The organism is Burkholderia stagnalis (assembly GCF_902830275.1).
Lineage (GTDB): Bacteria > Pseudomonadota > Gammaproteobacteria > Burkholderiales > Burkholderiaceae > Burkholderia > Burkholderia stagnalis.
This window is the reverse complement of the sequence record NZ_CADESW010000021.1, coordinates 1-16,181: the sequence shown is the minus strand read 5'-3', so window position 1 is coordinate 16,181 and position 16,181 is coordinate 1. Positions and strand designations below refer to the sequence as shown.

15 protein-coding genes and 1 pseudogene are annotated in these 16,181 nt (G+C 71.4%); 4 read left to right on the top strand and 12 right to left on the bottom strand.

All coding sequences use genetic code 11. From position 1 onward, the window contains the following. Positions 1–39 precede the first annotated feature (39 nt). Positions 40–1,104: a 2,3-butanediol dehydrogenase gene (locus tag HWY45_RS28530; RefSeq protein ID WP_059883867.1), complete on the bottom strand. Its 1,065-nt coding sequence runs from the start codon at positions 1,102–1,104 to the stop codon at positions 40–42. 526 nt (positions 1,105–1,630) lie between these two features. On the opposite strand from HWY45_RS28530, the pseudogene HWY45_RS28525 reads away from it, so the two are divergent. Continuing rightward, positions 1,631–1,921 (top strand): annotated as a pseudogene (locus tag HWY45_RS28525) (DUF3331 domain-containing protein); the annotation flags it as partial. Here the strand turns inward: HWY45_RS28525 and HWY45_RS28520 are convergent. Continuing rightward, on the bottom strand, positions 1,893–3,098 hold the full coding sequence (locus HWY45_RS28520; RefSeq protein WP_059883868.1) for a GNAT family N-acetyltransferase: 1,206 nt from the start codon (positions 3,096–3,098) through the stop codon (positions 1,893–1,895). The pseudogene HWY45_RS28525 and the gene HWY45_RS28520 overlap by 29 nt on opposite strands. Positions 3,099–3,233: 135 nt before the next feature. On the opposite strand from HWY45_RS28520, the gene pdxR reads away from it, so the two are divergent. Together pdxR and HWY45_RS28510 are read left to right on the top strand one after the other, a co-directional pair. Further along, complete coding sequence (gene pdxR, locus HWY45_RS28515) at positions 3,234–4,706, top strand: MocR-like pyridoxine biosynthesis transcription factor PdxR (protein WP_059883869.1); 1,473 nt, start codon at positions 3,234–3,236, stop codon at positions 4,704–4,706. A gap of 229 nt (positions 4,707–4,935) precedes the next feature. Then, positions 4,936–6,426, top strand: a complete 1,491-nt coding sequence (locus tag HWY45_RS28510) for a trypsin-like peptidase domain-containing protein (protein WP_059883884.1) — start codon at positions 4,936–4,938, stop codon at positions 6,424–6,426. 7 nt (positions 6,427–6,433) lie between these two features. Here HWY45_RS28510 and HWY45_RS28505 read toward each other — a convergent pair whose 3' ends face one another. From HWY45_RS28505 to HWY45_RS37490, 3 genes are all read right to left on the bottom strand, one after another. Beyond that, a complete protein-coding gene (locus tag HWY45_RS28505; RefSeq protein WP_059883870.1) occupies positions 6,434–7,780 on the bottom strand; it encodes a leucine-rich repeat-containing protein kinase family protein in 1,347 nt (448 codons plus the stop codon). A gap of 102 nt (positions 7,781–7,882) precedes the next feature. Further along, positions 7,883–8,398: a GNAT family N-acetyltransferase gene (locus tag HWY45_RS28500; protein WP_059883871.1), complete on the bottom strand. Its 516-nt coding sequence runs from the start codon at positions 8,396–8,398 to the stop codon at positions 7,883–7,885. Further along, complete coding sequence (locus tag HWY45_RS37490; protein WP_367650932.1) at positions 8,399–8,566, bottom strand: TetR family transcriptional regulator; 168 nt, start codon at positions 8,564–8,566, stop codon at positions 8,399–8,401. It lies immediately after the preceding gene. A 100-nt stretch (positions 8,567–8,666) separates the two neighbouring features. Here HWY45_RS37490 and HWY45_RS28490 point away from each other — a divergent pair, with 100 nt between their 5' ends. Further along, positions 8,667–9,695, top strand: coding sequence for a D-alanine--D-alanine ligase family protein (locus HWY45_RS28490; protein ID WP_150998805.1), 1,029 nt, complete (start codon positions 8,667–8,669; stop codon positions 9,693–9,695). A gap of 24 nt (positions 9,696–9,719) precedes the next feature. Here HWY45_RS28490 and HWY45_RS28485 read toward each other — a convergent pair whose 3' ends face one another. The 7 genes from HWY45_RS28485 to cobA form a co-directional block, all read right to left on the bottom strand. Then, positions 9,720–10,418, bottom strand: a complete 699-nt coding sequence (locus HWY45_RS28485) for a fumarylacetoacetate hydrolase family protein (RefSeq protein WP_059883872.1) — start codon at positions 10,416–10,418, stop codon at positions 9,720–9,722. A gap of 125 nt (positions 10,419–10,543) precedes the next feature. Next, positions 10,544–11,464, bottom strand: a complete 921-nt coding sequence (locus HWY45_RS28480) for a helix-turn-helix transcriptional regulator (RefSeq protein ID WP_059565730.1) — start codon at positions 11,462–11,464, stop codon at positions 10,544–10,546. Positions 11,465–11,622: 158 nt separating this feature from the next. Continuing rightward, positions 11,623–12,408 (bottom strand): YkgJ family cysteine cluster protein, encoded by a 786-nt coding sequence (locus HWY45_RS28475; RefSeq protein WP_059883873.1) that lies wholly within the window; start codon positions 12,406–12,408, stop codon positions 11,623–11,625. Positions 12,409–12,449: 41 nt separating this feature from the next. Then, the gene (locus HWY45_RS28470) at positions 12,450–13,052 is read right to left on the bottom strand and encodes a uracil-DNA glycosylase family protein (protein WP_059883874.1); all 603 of its coding nucleotides are present in this window, start codon (positions 13,050–13,052) and stop codon (positions 12,450–12,452) included. Between the two features lie 130 nt (positions 13,053–13,182). Then, the gene (locus HWY45_RS28465) at positions 13,183–14,229 is read right to left on the bottom strand and encodes a CmpA/NrtA family ABC transporter substrate-binding protein (protein ID WP_059883875.1); all 1,047 of its coding nucleotides are present in this window, start codon (positions 14,227–14,229) and stop codon (positions 13,183–13,185) included. A gap of 11 nt (positions 14,230–14,240) precedes the next feature. Further along, positions 14,241–14,837, bottom strand: coding sequence for an ANTAR domain-containing response regulator (locus tag HWY45_RS28460; protein WP_059565701.1), 597 nt, complete (start codon positions 14,835–14,837; stop codon positions 14,241–14,243). Between the two features lie 138 nt (positions 14,838–14,975). Beyond that, a complete protein-coding gene (gene cobA / locus HWY45_RS28455; protein ID WP_059883886.1) occupies positions 14,976–15,752 on the bottom strand; it encodes a uroporphyrinogen-III C-methyltransferase in 777 nt (258 codons plus the stop codon). Positions 15,753–16,181 lie beyond the last annotated feature (429 nt).

The following is a 16,181-nucleotide window of genomic DNA, read 5'->3' as shown; positions in this document are numbered from 1 at the left end:
GCCGGGGCCGGCGATGGGCGGCCGGCCCCGGCGCGCACGTCAGCCGGCCGTCGGCCGGACGATGATCTTCACGTTGCGGTCCTTGTGGTTGACCAGCTCCTCGAAGCCGCGCGACACGATGTCGCCGAGCGCGATCCGTCCGGTGATCAGCGGCTGCACGTCGATGCGGCCGTCCGCGATGAAGCGGATCACGTCCGCGAATTCGCCGTTGTACGCGAGCGAGCCGATCACTTCCTTCTCGGTCGACACGAGGTCGAAGAAGTTGAACGCGCCCGGCTCCTCGAAGATGCCGACCATCACGGCCTTGCCGGCCTTGCGGATCACGTCGATCGCGAGCTTCGCGGTCGCGGTGTGGCCGATGCACTCGAACGACACGTCCGCGCCGTAGCCGCCCGTCAACGCCTTGACCTGCGCGAGCGCATCGGTTTCCTTCGGGTCGATCACCGCGCTCGCGCCTACCTCCAGCGCCTTCTGCTTGCGCGCCGCCGACATTTCCAGCGCGATCACGCGCCCGGCGCCGGCCGCCTTCGCGCACATGATCGTGCACAGGCCGATCGTCCCCGCGCCGACCACGACCACCGTCTGGCCGACGATGCTGCCGGCCTTCTTCACCGCATGCAGCCCGACCGCGAGCGGCTCGATCAGCGCGCCGGCCTCGGTCGGAAAGCCGTCGGGCAGCTTGTACAGCAGCTCGGCGGGCACGTTCACGAATTCGGCGAACGCGCCGTTGTTCATCAGCCCGGTGAACGCGAGGTTCTCGCAGACGTTGTACAGGCCGTGCCGGCAATACCAGCAGGTGCCGCAATGCTGGCACGCGTCGGCCGTCACGCGCTCGCCGAGCGCGAAGCCCGTCACGCCCGCGCCGAGCGCCGCGATCTCGCCGCTGAATTCGTGGCCGAGGATGCACTGGCCTTTCAGGCCCGTCAGCGGGTGCGGCGCGTCGACCGGGATGAAGACCGGGCCCGCGACGTATTCGTGCAGGTCCGAGCCGCAGATGCCGCACCAGTGCACGCGGATCGTGACCCAGCCCGCGGCGGGTTGGTCCGGAACGGGCACCTCCTCGACGCGGATGTCGCGGCGGCCGCGCCAGACCGCGGCCTTCATGCTGGAATGAACTGCCGATGCGGGTGTGCTCACAGGGTGTCTCCGTCAGGTTGGGGGCCGGCGCGAATCGCGGTCGCGGCGGGCGCGCGGTGGCGCGGTCGATTCGTATGCAGGAACGATGCCAGTGGTGCGCACGGTGGTGGCGGTGCGCTGCGTCATCCGTGCGGCGTTGCGCGTGCATGCGGCGGGCGGCCATGGGACTCTGTTGTGCTTCGCAAAGGCGCGCGGCGTGTGAGACGCGCGGGACGTTCGTCTCACCGGGGTGAGACGGAGCGGGGGCGGCCCGTCACCGGACCGACAGCCGCATCGGTATCGGTATCGGCATTGGCATCGGTATCGGCGTGAGCCGTGAAACGCCCCGTTGCGCGCACAGCCCCTTTACTTGAAGTGAACTTCAATTCGTATCATGTGCGCCGGTCGTTCGCGGCCCATCCGTTCACTCCATGGAAATCCGTCGAGCATGCTGAATTTCACCGAAAGCCCGATCGGCGACGCGCGGAGATCGACGCACAAGCGCGCCGACCGCGTGATTTCGCCGCTGCGGCCGCAGCTCTTCGTCACGATCCTGGAGGCCGGTGACGACGCTTTGCTGATCAGATGGGTCGAAAGCGGCCGCTGTCATTACGGCGAGCAGCGCTGGCGGCTGCGCGCAGCCGCCCGGCCGGGCCGCTGCGCGATTTCCGGGCAGCCGATCGCGCCGGGCGAACCGGTATTCCGGCCCGTGCTGCGGCCCGCGCCGGTGAACGGCGACGAGATGATCCGCCCGGCGTCGGTGCCGCGCGCGGGCGTTACCCGAGATCCTTGCGGTACTGGATGAACCCGGCGTTGGTGGCGACGCGGTCGTACAGCGCGCGGGCGGTCGTATTGGTCTCGTGCGTGAGCCAGTACACGCGGCTCGCGCCGGCCTCGCGCGCCCGCGCGTACACGGCGTCGATCAGCGCGCCGCCCGCGCCGCGCCCGCGCGCTTCGGCGGCGGTGTACAGGTCCTGCAGGTAGCAATACGGCCCCTCGGTCCAGCACGAGCGATGGAACAGCGCATGCACGATGCCGATCAGCGTGCCCGCGTCGTCGAACGCGCCGAGCACGAACATCGGTTCCGCCGGGTCCATCAGGCGCGCCCACGTCGTCGCGAACACCGCGTCGCTCAGCGGGGCGTTGTAGAACTGCCGGTACGCGCGCCACAGCGGCCGCCACGCGGCCTCGTCGGCGGCTTCGAGCGGGCGCACCGCGACGCGCGCCGCGCCGTGGCCCGCGCGGTCGCGCGCGGCGGCCCGCTCGTTGGCCTGCGCGTGGCGGATCGCGCCGAGCGACGCGCGCTGCGCGCCCTGTGCGTCGAAGTTGGCGGGCGACAGCCACGCATCGAACGCGGCCGCGAGCGCTGGCCAGTCGCCGTCGACGATCGCGTACCACGCGGTGTCGCGGTTGCGCCCCTTGTAGACCAGCGCCTGGCGGAACGTGCCTTCGTATTGGAAGCCGAGCCGGTCGGCCGCCTTGCGCGACGGCACGTTGAGGCTGTCGCATTTCCATTCGTAGCGCCGGTAGCCGAGCGTGTCGAACACGTGCTTCATCAGCAGGTATTGCGCCTCGGTCGACACCGGCGTGCGCTTCAGGCGCGGCGAGAACGTGACGGAGCCGACCTCGATCACGCCGTTGGCCGGGTCGATGCGCATCAGCGCGAGCGTGCCGACCGCGCGGCCGCTTGCAAGATCGATCACCGCGAAATGCAGCGGGTCGCTGCTCGCGGCGGCGCCGCGCGCGTAGTCGCGGTAGCTCGCCTCGTCCGCATAGGGGCCGTGCGCGAGGTAGGTCCAGTCGCTGCCGTCGGCGGCCTGCGCGTAGGCGGCGTACAGGTCCGCCGCGTGACGCTCGGCGTCGAGCGGCTCGAGGCGGCAATGGCGGCCGCCGAGCGTGACGGGTTGCGGGCGCGGGCGGGCGGACCAGTCGGGCAGCGGCTGCCCGACGGGCTGTTGGTGGGCGTTGAGGGTGATGGGCACGGTGGATCTCGCTTCAGGGTGACGGCCGGCGACGTACCGGCTTGAAGACGATCGTAGTGGGCGCGAGGTACCATGAAAAGTGCCAGCACATCGCAAATTTATGGTGCCACGCGGCACCGACGATCGACGCAACCGATGAACGCCACCTTACCGCCCGCCGACCTTCCCCCACAGCTCGACGCGCCGCTGACGCGCACGCCGGGCGCGCCTTCGTTGCAGCGGCAGTTGCTGCGCCGCCTGCGCGACGCGATCCTCGGCGGTGCGATGCCGGCCGGCAGCCGCCTGCCCGGCACGCGCGCGCTGGCCGACACGCTCGGCATTTCGCGCAACACGGTGACGGCCGTCTACGAGCAGCTCGTCGCCGAAGGCTTCCTGCAATCCGATCGACGCGGCACGCGCGTGGTCGGGCCGACGCGCCGGACCGAACCGCGCCCGCGCGCCGCGCCGCCGGCGGTCGCGCAGCGGCTCGGCCGCATCCGCCCGAGCCGCATCGTCGGCACCGCCGAATTCGAGGGCTTCCGGCCGGGCGTGCCCGCGCTCGCGCATTTCCCGGTCGATGCGTGGCGGCATGCGGTCGACCGCGCGCTGCGCCACACGGGGCGCGCGCTGCTCGGCTACGGCGATCCGCTCGGCGAGCCCGCGCTGCGCGAATCGATCGCGCGGCACCTGGCCGTGACGCGCGGCGTGCGCTGCGACCCGGAGCAGATCGTGATGACCGAGGGCGCGCAAGGCGCGATCGCGCTGTGCCTGCAACTGGTGACGAACCCCGGCGACACCGTGTGGGTCGAGGAGCCCGGCTATCGCGGCGCGCGCACCGCGATGCAGGCCGGCGATCTCGACGTGGTGCCGATGCCGGTGGACGCGGAGGGCCTGCGCGCGGACGCGGACGACTGGCGCGAGCGCACGCCGCGCGTCGTCTATACGACGCCGTCCAATCAGTTCCCGACCGGCGCGGTGCTGTCGATCTCGCGCCGGCTCGCGCTGATCGACGCCGCGCGCCGCCATCGCGCGTGGATCATCGAGGACGACTACGACAGCGAGTTCCGCCACACGGGCGAGCCGATCGGCGCGATGCAGGGGCTCGCGCCGGATTCGCCGGTCGTCTATGTCGGTTCGTTCAGCAAGACGATGTTTCCGGCGCTGCGCATCGGTTTCGTGGTGCTGCCGGAAGCGCTGCTGGCCGCGGTGCGCACCGTGCTGCCGGAGCTGCTGCGCGGCGGCGCGCGCCACGTGCAGCTCGCGCTGGCCGACTTCATCGAGAAGGGGGAGTACGGGCGGCATCTCGGCCGCATGCGGCGGTTGTACCGCGACCGCCGGCTCGCGCTGCTGGCCGCGCTCGACAGCGCGCTGAGCGTGCCGCATCGCGTCGAGGGCGGCCCGTGCGGGCTGCATCTGACCTTGCGCCTGCCGCCGCGCTACGCGGACCGCGCGCTCGTCGACGCCGCGCGCGCGCACGGAATCGGGCCGTTCGCGCTGTCGGGCTTTTCGCTGCATGCGCAGACGCCGCACAACGGGCTCGTGCTCGGCTTCGGCAACACGTCGGCGGACGCGTTCGAGCCGATGCTGCGCACGCTGTCCGCGCTGGCGAACCGGCTCGGCGGACCGTGACCGGGCCGGCGGCGGCGCATCGTCGGACTTGTGCGGATTGACGAAGCGGCCGGTTTGACCGGAACGAAGGCTGCCGCCGTTTTGCGGGCGATGCGAGGCCGGCGGGCGGGGCGGCGATTCGTATGCTCTGGCGCGCGGCGTGGACTATAAATGGATTCGTGTACGGGTGATTGTCGGCGGCGCGCGCGTCTCGCGCCCGCGGCGCGACGACTGCCGGGGGAGGTGCACCGTGGTTCGCCTGACGCTTGTCCGCGCCGTGCTTCGCGCCGCGCTGATCGGGGGAGTGTGTGCCGGCTGTCCGTGCCTGCAGCCGACGGCCATCGCGGCGAGCTCGGCGCCGCCCGTGGCGAAGGAGAAGCGCGCGGCGCCGGTCGATTTTCCGGCGATCGTCGAGCGCTACGGCGCGGCGGTCGTGAACATCAGCGTCGCGCCCCCGGAGGCGCAGGGGCCCGCGCCGGCGGGCGCGTCGTTCGCCGCGCTCGATCCCGACGATCCGCTTGCCGCATTCTTCCGGCGCGGCGCGCCGCAGCCGCCGACGCCCGAGACGGCGCCGCGCGCGATGTCGGGCGGCGGCTCCGGGTTCATCGTCAGCGCCGACGGCATGATCCTGACGTCCGCGCATGTGGTCGACCAGGCCACCGACCTGACGGTGCGGCTCACCGATCGCCGTGAATTCAAGGCGACGGTGCTGACGGTCGATCCGCAGAGCGACGTCGCGGTGCTGAAGATCGACGCGACGAAGCTGCCGGTGGTGCGGCTCGGCGATTCGGCGAAGGTGCGGGTCGGCGAACCGGTGCTGACGATCGGCGTGCCGGAAGGCACCGGGACGACGGTCACCGCCGGCATCGTCAGCGCGACCGCGCGCACGCTGCCGGACGGCGGCGCGTTTCCGTTCTTCCAGACCGACATCGCCGTCAATCCCGACAACTCGGGCGGGCCGGTGTTCAATCGCGCCGGCGAGGTGATCGGCATCGCGGTGCAGGTCTATACGGGCGCGGACCGCTACGCGAGCCTGACCTTCGCGATCCCGATCGGCCTCGCGGCCAAGGTGCGCACGCAACTGCAGACGCAGATGCAGGCGCAGCGCAACGCGTCGGCAAGCGCGTCGGGGAATGCGCTCGGCGTGGACGTGCAGGATGTCGGCGCGGGGCTCGCGGCCGCGTTCGGCCTGCCGCGCCCGGCGGGCGCGCTCGTCAACGCGGTCGACCCCGGGTCGCCGGCCGCCGCGATCGGCGTGAAGCCCGGCGACGTGATCGTGCAGCTCGGCGACAAGCCGATCGGCCGCTCGGCCGAACTGAACGACCATGCGGCCGCGCTGGCGCCGGGCGCGAAAGCGTCGCTCCGGCTGATTCGCAACCGCAAGCCGATGACGTTGACGGTCACGGGTGGCGTGGCCGGGGCGGGCACGCCGGCCGCGGGCACGGACATGGCTGCTACGCAGCCGGCTGGCGGCGGCGATCGTCTCGGGCTGACGATGCATCCGCTGACCGACGACGAACGCCGCTCGACGGGGCTCGCGGTCGGGATGATGGTGGACGACGTGCGCGGGCCGGCCGCGGCGGCCGGCATCCAGCCCGGCGACGTCGTGCTCGCGCTGAACGACACGCTGCTCGAAACGCCGGACGACATCGCGATGCTCGAAGCGAAGGGCGGCAAGGTGATCGCGGTGCTGATCCAGCGCAACAATGCGCGCAAGTTCGTGTCGGTCAGGGCGCGTTAGCAGTAACTCACCGCGCCGTTGGCGGCAGCTCCGCCCACGCATGCAGGGTGGACACGATCGTATCGAAGGACGGCCGGCTGTCGACGTCCTCGCTCAGGCAGGCCGCCGCGAGCGCTTCGAGCGCGCCGACGGCCGACGATGTGCCGCCATCACAGCGCGCCAGCAGTTCCTCGAGCAGACACCCGAACGCGCGCACTTCGAGCCGCTGCAAGGCGGATCCGGATCGCGCATCGTCGGCGTCGTAGAACGACGCCGCGCCGAAATCGCCGAGCAGCGCGCCCCCCGCGCCGCGATGCAGGATGTTGTGCGCATACAGGTCGCCGTGCAGGATGCCGCGCGCGTGCAGGTGACGCGCGGCCGACGCGATGCCGTGCGCGATACGCAGCGCCGACGCGAAATCGAAGCGCGCGTCGTCCGCATAGACATCGCGCGTGCAGGACGCGAGGCTCGGCGGCCCGGCAAGATTCTCGAACGCCGGATCGATCAGCGCCATGACGAGCCCGTGCGCGTCCAGCGGATGGCCTTTCACTTTGCCGATCACCGGGATCAGGTTCGGGTGACGTCCGGCGTGGATGCAGGCGGCCATCTCGCAGTCGGGGAGGCCATCGCTCGTCATCGCGCCCTTGAAGAGCTTGACGGCGACATGCGGCGCGGCGCCGTCCGCTTCCGCCAGCCGCCGCGCCCGATGAATGACGCCCGACGCGCCTTCGCCGAGCGGCTGTTCGAGCGCGAGCGATGCCCATTGAACCTCGGGGATCGCCGAGTCGGCCGCCGCGGCTGCTTCCCGTGCCGCGCTGAACGGGTTGCCGGCATACGCGAGCCACGCCAGTCGCGGCAGGCGCAGCAACCACGCCGGCAATGCGCTCAGCCGGTTCGACGAAAGGCGCACGAGCTCGAGCCGCGAGCATGCCGCCATCGACTCCGGCAACGCATGCAGCCGGTTGCCCGCGAGCATCAGTTTCTGCAACCGTGAACAATTGCCGAGTTCCGCCGGCAGTGTGTCGATCGCGTTGTCGGTCAGGATCAGCCAGCGCAACTGCGGCGGAAGCGATCGGCCGGAAACCGTGCGGATGCGATTCGCCTTGAAACCGATCATGCTCAACTGCGGGCACGCGCCCAGCACGTCCGGCAGTTCGGCGAAGCGGTTGTCGGATGCGAACAGGATGCGCAGCCGGTGCAGCCGCGGCAGATCGTCCGGCAGCGTCGTCAGCGCGTTTCCGCTCAGGTCGAGCGTTTCCAGCGTGTCGGCCAGATCGAAGATCTCGCGCGGAAACTCGGTGAGGCCGCACGCGAGTTTCAGGTGGCGGGCGCCGGCAAGCTGGCCTGCGCGCAGTTGTTCGAGGGTCGTCGTCACGGAAGGAAGGGAGCGTGCAATTCGATTGCCGGGGATTGTACGGGCAACGGTGCAGAAGCCGGCGGCCGGCGCTGGCCGGCGCATGCAGGCCGACGGCGCGCGTCAGCGACGATAGATGAATTCGAAATCCGTCGAGCTCCCGACCTTGAATTCGTAATCGCCGACCCGCCGGAACCCGGCCCGCTCGTAGAACGCGATGGCCCGCGCGTTGCCGGACCAGACGCCGAGCCAGATCGGGCCCGGCCGATGCTCGCCCAGGAACGCGAGCGCAAGATCGAGCAGGCGCTGGCCGGCTCCGGTGCCTTGCGCGCTGCGTCGCAGGTAAAGCTGGCACAGCTCGCCGTCTTCGGGCCTGGCTTCGGGATGCGGCAGTTTGCAGGGGCCGACGTGCACGTAACCGTCCAGCGCGCGCTCGTCCGTTTCCACCACCCAGGTGCGATGCCCGGGATCGGCAAGCTGGCGCGCGACGACTTCGGGTGAGTAGCTCGCGGCTTCGTATGCGGCGAGATCTTCGGCGCCGTAGCCGATGCCGAAACCCACGACGAAGGTTTCGCGGAACGTGTCGCGCTTCAGCTCGGCCAGGCGGCCGGCATCATCGACGGTGGCAATCCGGATCATTCAAACGGTCCTCAAGGAAGGGAAGGGTGACGGCGGCCGATCGGGGGAGAGGCATCGGAACGCGCGCTTCGACGGGAAGCATTCGCAAATCGTCATCCGGGATACACCGGCTTCGTCGATGATCCTGCCGATGTCCACCGCCTGATACCCGCGCTCCGCGCGAAGTATGCAGGCAAATCCGTATACGATAAAGTCCAGCGCCTGTCGGCTCGAAAGGCGCGAAAACCCTTTTGTCGTTCCATCGATTGCTCATTGTGCGGGGAAGACTGTGCAAGATTCCAGGCTGAAGGTTGCGGTGCTGTTCGGCGGCAGCAGCGCGGAGCGCGAAGTGTCGCTGGCGAGCGCCGGCCAGGTGATCACGGCATTGCGAAGCCTGGCGCATGAGGTCGTCGCGGTGGATGCGTCGCGCGGCCGTCTTTCCGCGGAACAGGAAGCACGCGTGCTGGCATCGCGCGTGGACGAAGCGCCGCCGTCGTCCGAGGCGCTCGCCGAATGTCGGGCCGGCATGCCGACGCTGCTTCCGCTCGACGATCTGGCCGGCGTCGACGTGGTGTTTCTCGCGCTTCACGGCGGCACCGGAGAGGACGGCACCTTCCAGGCGATGCTCGAGCAGGCGGGCGTGGCCTATACGGGCAGCGGGCATCTGGGCAGCGCGATCGCGATGGACAAGGACATGGCGAAACGCCTGTTCGTCGCCGCCGGCATTCGCACGCCCCACTGGCTGATGGCGCCGTGCGAAGCCGACAAGGCGCAGCAGCTGATCGGCTATCCGCTCATCGTCAAGCCGAATCGGGAAGGCTCGACCGTCGGCCTGTCGCTCGTGCGGAATCCGGCAGGCTTCGAGGACGCGGTGCGCACGGCCGGGCGCTTCGACGCCGAAGTGATGGTCGAGCAGTTCATTGCCGGCCGCGAGCTGACGGTCGGCGTGCTCGGCGAGCGTGCCCTGACCGTCGGCGAAATCGTCCTCGCGCCGGATGCCGTGTTCGACTACAAGGCGAAATACCAGGCGGGCCAGGTGCGCGAGCAATTTCCCGCCGACCTGCCGAAGGACATCGTCGCGGCCGTGCAGCAGACCGCGCTGCGCGTGCATGCGCTGCTGAAACTCGACGGCTACAGCCGGACCGATTTCCGGCTCGACCCGCATGGCAACCTCTGGTGCCTGGAGGTCAACACGCTGCCGGGCATGACGGCGACGAGCCTGCTGCCGCAGTCCGCCGGGGCGTCCGGCATCGGGTTCGCGCAGTTGTGCGAGCAGATTTGCCGCGCGGGCATCGCGCGGCACCGGGCGCGCCGCTGACGCACGGCGCGGCGCCCGTCGCCCTTACGGCTTCGCCCCCACCACGAATTCGAACTGCGCGACCCCGTCGACGCCCCCCGTCACGCGATCGCCCGGCTGCAGCGCGCCCACGCCGGCCGGCGTGCCGGTGAAGATCAGGTCGCCGGCCTTCAGCTCGACCGAGCGCGACACATAGGCGATGACGTCCGGCACCGCCCAGATCATGTCGGCGAGATCGCCTTGCTGGCGCGGCTCGCCGTTGACCGCGAGCCAGATGCGGCCCGCAGCCGGATGGCCGGTCGCGGCAACCGGGCGCAGCGCGGTCACGGGCCCCGACGCGTCGAAGCCCTTTGCCCAATCCCACGGCCGGCTCAGCTTCTTCGCGTCGGCCTGCAGGTCGCGGCGCGTCAGGTCGACGCCGACGCCATAGCCCCACACGTGCGACAGCGCATCGGCCGGCTCGATCGCGCGGCCGCCGCGGCCGATCGCGACGACGAGCTCGATCTCGTGGTGCAGGTCGTTCGTGAGCGGCGGATACGGGACGGTGCCGTGCGCCGGCACGATCGCATCGGCCGGCTTCATGAAGAAGAACGGCGGCTCGCGGGTCGGATCGGCGCCCATTTCGCGCGCATGCTCGGCGTAGTTGCGGCCGACGCAGAACACGCGGCGCAGCGCAAAGCGCGCGCGCGACTGGTCGACTTCGACGGAAGGACGCTCGGGAGCGTCGATGACATATTCGGACATCGGGTGGCCTCGTTCGGAAGGAAGACGGGGGCCGGCGCGCGCATCGTGGCCCGGCCGGCATGCGTGAACGATACCCGATGCGCACTGCGCCGAATGCGACGCAACTGCGCTTTTCCGGGACAAAACTACGCGTCGCCGTCCGGCAGCGCGGCGTTCGCGTCCCGATACGCCTTCGGCGACATGCCGACCCGCGCGCGGAAGCGCCGCGCGAAATAGCCTTCGTCGCGGAAGCCGACCGCGCGCGCGATCTCGGCGATGCGCCGGCTGGTGTGCGCGAGCAGCGATTGCGCGAGCGCGATGCGGCGCTCGGTCACGAGATCGGTGAAGGTGCTGCCGGTTTCCTTGCGGATCAGGTGCGCGAGATAGTTCGGCGACAGGAACGCGGCCTCGGCGGTGCCCGCGAGCGTCAGATCCTCGCGGGTCAGGTTCGCGCGCACGTGGCGCAGCACGCGCGCGAGCGCGTCGCGCCGCCCCGCGCGCTGCGCGCCGCGTTGCGCGAGCTTGTCGAGCGCGCCCGCATACTGCGTGCAGACGAGCCCGATCAGTTGCAGCAGGTAGCCGCGCAGCAGCGTGGTCGAGCCGAACGTGCGGACGCGGTCGGCGTCGAGCATGCACAGCGCGAGGCGGCGCGCCTCGTCGAACGCGTCGCCGGTCAGGATGAAATCGAGGTGCTCCTGGAAGCGGAACGGCGTCAGCTCGGGAAAACGGTGCGCGGGCACGTCCTCGAGGTCGAGCGGATCGACGTCGAGATCGGCGCGCAGGAATGCCTGGCTGAAGTTGATGACGACAAAGTGCGCGCCTTCCGGATGCGGGATCAGGTGCTCGCGGTGCGGCAGCACGAACGCGAGCGCGCCGCGCGGAAACGGCCGCGTGACGCCGCCGATCCGCTGCTCGGTGTCGCCGCCGAGGTTGAACTGGATCTGGAAATACGCGTGCCGGTGCGGCTCGGTGATCGCCTGGCGCGACGCCTGGTCGCGGATGTAGAAATCGAGCCGGTCGCTGCGTTCGGGCATCCCGTACAGGCGCGGCGGGGCGGAGGAGGACATTGCGGATTCGGCCATTCGTGACGCGGATTGAGCCGCGATGGTACAGCGAATCGCGGCGCCGCAGGAAGCCGCGCGGGCGCAGCCCGCCGCCGCGTCGGGCCGCCGGCTTGCGCAGGCGGCGAGCGGGTGAGCGCGCGCCGGCGCGCCACCGCTGCCGGTCATGCGGCCGGCGCGTCCGCGTCCGGATAGAACCCGAGGTAGCCGAGCGGCCGCGCGTCGGGCGCGCTGGCCGTCAGCGTCGCCGTCGCGCCGGTCGACGCGAGCGCATCCACCGTCGCCGCGCGATTGGACAGCAGCGTCCATTGCGCGGCCGCATCGTTCGCGGCCGTCGCCGCGCGCGCGCCGGCCAGCGCGGCGAGCAGCGCGTCGGCCGGCGGCGCATGGATCACGAAGCCTTCGTTCGCGACCGCCGCCGTTTCGATGCCCAGCGCCGCGCACACCCGCGCGCGCAGCGGCGCCTCGGCCTCGTTCGCCGCGCGCGAGCGGGCGATGTCGCGGCGCGTGGCCTCATCGACGATCATGCCGCCGCGCAGCAGCGGCGTCGTCTGCCATGCGTCGGGCGGACAGTTCTTGCCTTCCGGCGCCAGCTCGACGAACGGATTGATTTCCGCCGGATAGATCCGGCACACGAGCGGCCGTTCGTCGTAGATCCCGCAGCGCATGTCGGCCTGCAGGTTCGGGCACGGCCCGGTGTAGGACGCGGTGAGCACCGTCGTCACGCGCACCGGCAGCGTGCCGCTGAGCGCGGGCGTCGAGCGGGCCCGCTTGTATGCGGCGAACGCGTTGTCCGGCTCGGGTTCGACGGGCCACGGGATCGCGTCGCACAGCAGCTCGACGCGGCCGCCGCGTTGCAGCCACGCGATCGCTTCGTCGATCGTCAGCAGGAGGCGCAGGTCGTGGCAGCACTTGCCGCACGCCGTGCACGCGAAATCGATGTCGTTCACTGAAGGTTCCTGGTTGGGGGCGGCGCGTATCGGAATAGGGCTCAATGCGCCGCGAGCGCGGCGGCGACCCGGCGGCGCAGCTCGGGCACGACGTCGGCGTCGAACCACGGATGGTGCTTGAACCACGCCTGGTTGCGCGGCGACGGGTGCGGCAGCGGCAGCACCGCCGGGCCGTAGTCGCGCCATGCGGCGACGGTGTCGCTCAGCGACGCCTTGCGCGTGTCGCGCAGGAAATGCCGCTGCGCATACTGGCCGACCAGCAGCGTCAGCCGGATCGCCGGCAGCTCGGCGAGCAGCCGCTCGAGCCACAGCCGCGCGCATTCGGGGCGTGGCGGGTTGTCGCCGGTCGCGCCGCGGCCCGGATAGCAGAAGCCCATCGGCACGATCGCGAAGCGCGTCGCGTCGTAGAACGTGTCGGCGTCGACGGCGAGCCAGTCGCGCAGCCGCTTGCCGCTCGCGTCGTCCCACGGGATGCCGCTCGCATGCACGCGCGCGCCGGGCGCCTGGCCGACGATCAGGATGCGCGCGTCGCGGTGCGCGCGCAGCACGGGGCGCGGGCCGAGCGGCAGCACGGCTTCGCAGGCGCGGCACGCGCGGATTTCGGCAAGCAGCGCGTCGAGCGGCGCGTGCGGTTGGTTCGGCATGGGAATCGGGCGGGTTGCGGGCGTCGTCGCTTCATCGAAGCGCGGGGGCCGGGGGCGTCTGCGCCGACCCGATGCTTGTCAGGCGGCGAGTTCGAGACACGATCCTGCAATCGGTTCCTGAACGCGCGGGCTAGCCGGCGTGCGTCGCGCCCCTCTCGGCGACGGCAGCATCATACATGGCGGTGTGCGCGATTGCGTCGACGCTTGCGTCGGCGTCGGGGGCGCCGTCGAGCATGCCCCAGCGCCGGTATTGCGACACGAACCAGCGGCCGTCGTCCGCGCAGGGCCGGTTCACGGTGCCGTGCGCATGAAACGCGATCGGCAGCGGCGGCGCGGCGAACGGCCCGGCGCCGTAGTCGCCGAGCAGGCGCGGCGCGATCAGCGAGGCCGGCACGCCCACCGCGTCCGGCGACGCGAGCCAGCCGGCGGCGTCGCGGCGGTGCGCGGGATCGTCGAGCCACGCGCACGCGTCGACCAGCGTGCGGATCAGCGCGCGCGCGGCATTCGGGTACAGCGCCGCGAACTCGCGCCGGCAGGCGAGCGCCTTTTCCGGATGATCGGGCCAGACCTCGCTCGTCGCGGCGACCGTGCGGCCCGCGCGGCAGGCCTCGGCCACCGCATGCCACGGCTCGCCCGCGCAGAAGCCGTCGAGCTCGCCGTCGGCGAGCGCCGCGACCATCTCGGGCGGCGGAATCACGACGCTGCGGATGTCGCGCAGCGGGTCGACGCCGTGCGACGCGAGCCAGTGATAGAGCCACATCGCATGCGTGCCGGTCGGGAAGGTCTGCGCGAACACGGGCCGGCGGCCGAGCGTCGCGAGCGCCGCCGGCAGGTTGCCCTGCGCGCGGTACGCATCGGCGAGCCGGCCGGAGAACGTGATCGCCTGGCCGTTGCGGTTCAGCACCATCAGCACGGCCATGTCGGCCTGCGGGCTGCCGATGCCGAGCTGCATCCCGCACACGAGACCGTACAGCGCATGCGCGGCGTCGAGCTCGCCGGACAGCAGCTTGTCGCGCACCGCGGCCCACGACGGCTGGCGGTTCAGTTCGAGCGTGAGCCCGTGGCGTTCGCCGAGGCCGAGGCGCTGCGCGACGATCAGCGGGGCGGCGTCGCTCAGCGCGACGAAACCGAGGCGGAGGTGCGCGCGTTCCGGCGCGGCGGGGGGCGAAGTCGTCATGGCATGAGAACTCAAGGTTGCAGGGCGCTCGCAAGCACCTGGCGCGCGGCATCGACGATGCGGATGCCCTGGTCCATCGCGCGCTTGCGCAGCAGCGCGTAGGCGTCGTGTTCGGACAGCTTGCGGCGGTCCATCAGCAGGCGTTTCGCGCGGTCGATCAGCTTGCGGTCCTCGAGCTCGCGCTCGACGTCGGCGAGCCGCCGGCGCAGCGCGTCGTCGTGCGAGAAGCGGGCGAGCGCGACCTCGAGGATCGGTGCGAGCCGCTCGGCCGACAGCCCTTCGACGAGATACGCGCTGACCCCCGCGCCGACCGCCGCGCGGATCAGCGTCTGGTCCGCGTCGTGGCTGAACATCAGCACCGGGCGCGGCGCGGTCGCGTTCATCACGGCGAGCTGCTCGAGCGTGTCGCGCGACGGCGATTCGGTGTCGATGATCACGACGTCCGGCCGCTGCGCCTCGATGGCCGCCGGCAGCCGCGCCGGCGTCGCCACCTCGTTCAGCATCTCGTAGCCGAGGCGCGCAAGCGCGTCGCGCAGGTCGCCGATCGGCTTCTGCGTATCGGTGACGAGCAGCACGCGCAGCCGGAGGGGGGAAGCGGACGCGCTCATGATGCGAATGGAACAAGCGGGGCCGCCGCGGGCCCGGCGCCGCCGCGTGCCTCGCGCGCAGGCGGGCGCCGGTCGCCGCGCGGGCGGCCGGCGCTTTCACTATAGATGGGCGGCCGGCGCCGCGTTGCGCGCCGCATCCTACGCCGCACGCCGAACCGCGGGCGCGACGTTCGGCCCCGTGGTGTCATCCGCCTGCGTGCGTGCCGCGGCCTCGCCGATCGCCGCACCGACCAGGATCACCGCCGGGCTGCCGAGCCCCGCTTCGGCGACGCCTTGCGCGAGCGCGCCGAGCGTGCCGGCCCAGCGCCGCTCGTCGGGCGTGCCGGCCCACTGCACCGCCGCGGCCGGCGTGGACGCGGGCAGTGCGGCGAGCAGGCCGGCCGCGATCCGCTCGACGCGGCTCATGCCCATATAGATCGCGAGCGTCGTGCCGGTGGCCGCGAGGCGCGGCCAGTCGGGCTCGCCGTGGTCCTGCAGGTGCGCGGTGACGAACGTGACGCCCTGGCAATGCTCGCGATGCGTGAGCGACACGCCGAGGCTCGCCGCCGCCGCGAAGCCGGACGAGATGCCGTTGACGATCTCGACCGGAATCGCGGCGTCGCGCAGCATCCTCAGTTCCTCGCCGGCGCGGCCGAACAGCAGCGCCTCGCCGCCCTTCACGCGCACGACGTGCGCGCCGCGCAGCGCGTAGCGGCGCATCAGCCGCTCGATGAAGGCCTGCGGCGTCGAGCGGCAGCCGCCGCGCTTGCCGACGCGCACGACGCGCGCCTGCGGCGCGAGTTCGACGATCGCCGGATTGACCAGATCGTCGAGCAGCAGCACGTCGGCGGCCGCGAGCGCCTTCACGGCCTTCAACGTGAGCAGGTCGAGATCGCCGGGGCCGGCGCCGACCAGGGTGACCTTGCCAGTCGTCATGATGCGTTTCCATTGCCACGCGTGCGTGGCGGTCGAAGGTGAAGCGGGGGCCGCGATGAGGCCGGTGCGGAAGCCCGCGCGCGCCCCGAAACCGTAGCCGAAACCGTAGCCCAAGCCCAAGCCCAAGCCCAAGCCGAAGCCGAAGCCGAAGCCGAAGCCGAAGCCGAAGCCGAAGCCGAAGCCGAAGCCGAAGCCGAAGCCGAAGCCGAAGCCGAAGCCGAAGCCGAAGCCGAAGCCCAAGCCGAAGCCCAAGCCGAAGCCCAAGCCGAAGCCCAAGCCGAAGCCCAAGCCGAAGCCCAAGCCGAAGCCCAAGCCCAAGCCCAAGCCCAAGCCCAAGCCCAAGCCCAAGCCCAAGCCCAAGCCCAAGCCCAAGCCCAAGCCCAAGCCCAAGCCCAAGCCCAAGCCCAAGCCCAAGCCCAAGCCCAAGCC

Excerpts from the sequence above, each read along its gene's own strand:
- HWY45_RS28530 (WP_059883867.1), bottom strand. The coding sequence starts at position 1,104 with ATGAAGGCCGCGGTCTGGCGCGGCCGCCGCGACATCCGCGTCGAGGAG.
- pdxR (WP_059883869.1), top strand. The coding sequence starts at position 3,234 with ATGAACGCCACCTTACCGCCCGCCGACCTTCCCCCACAGCTCGACGCG.
- HWY45_RS28500 (WP_059883871.1), bottom strand. The coding sequence starts at position 8,398 with ATGATCCGGATTGCCACCGTCGATGATGCCGGCCGCCTGGCCGAGCTG.
- HWY45_RS28485 (WP_059883872.1), bottom strand. The coding sequence starts at position 10,418 with ATGTCCGAATATGTCATCGACGCTCCCGAGCGTCCTTCCGTCGAAGTC.
- HWY45_RS28480 (WP_059565730.1), bottom strand. The coding sequence starts at position 11,464 with ATGTCCTCCTCCGCCCCGCCGCGCCTGTACGGGATGCCCGAACGCAGC.
- HWY45_RS28470 (WP_059883874.1), bottom strand. The coding sequence starts at position 13,052 with ATGCCGAACCAACCGCACGCGCCGCTCGACGCGCTGCTTGCCGAAATC.
- HWY45_RS28465 (WP_059883875.1), bottom strand. The coding sequence starts at position 14,229 with ATGACGACTTCGCCCCCCGCCGCGCCGGAACGCGCGCACCTCCGCCTC.
- HWY45_RS28460 (WP_059565701.1), bottom strand. The coding sequence starts at position 14,837 with ATGAGCGCGTCCGCTTCCCCCCTCCGGCTGCGCGTGCTGCTCGTCACC.
- cobA (WP_059883886.1), bottom strand. The coding sequence starts at position 15,752 with ATGACGACTGGCAAGGTCACCCTGGTCGGCGCCGGCCCCGGCGATCTC.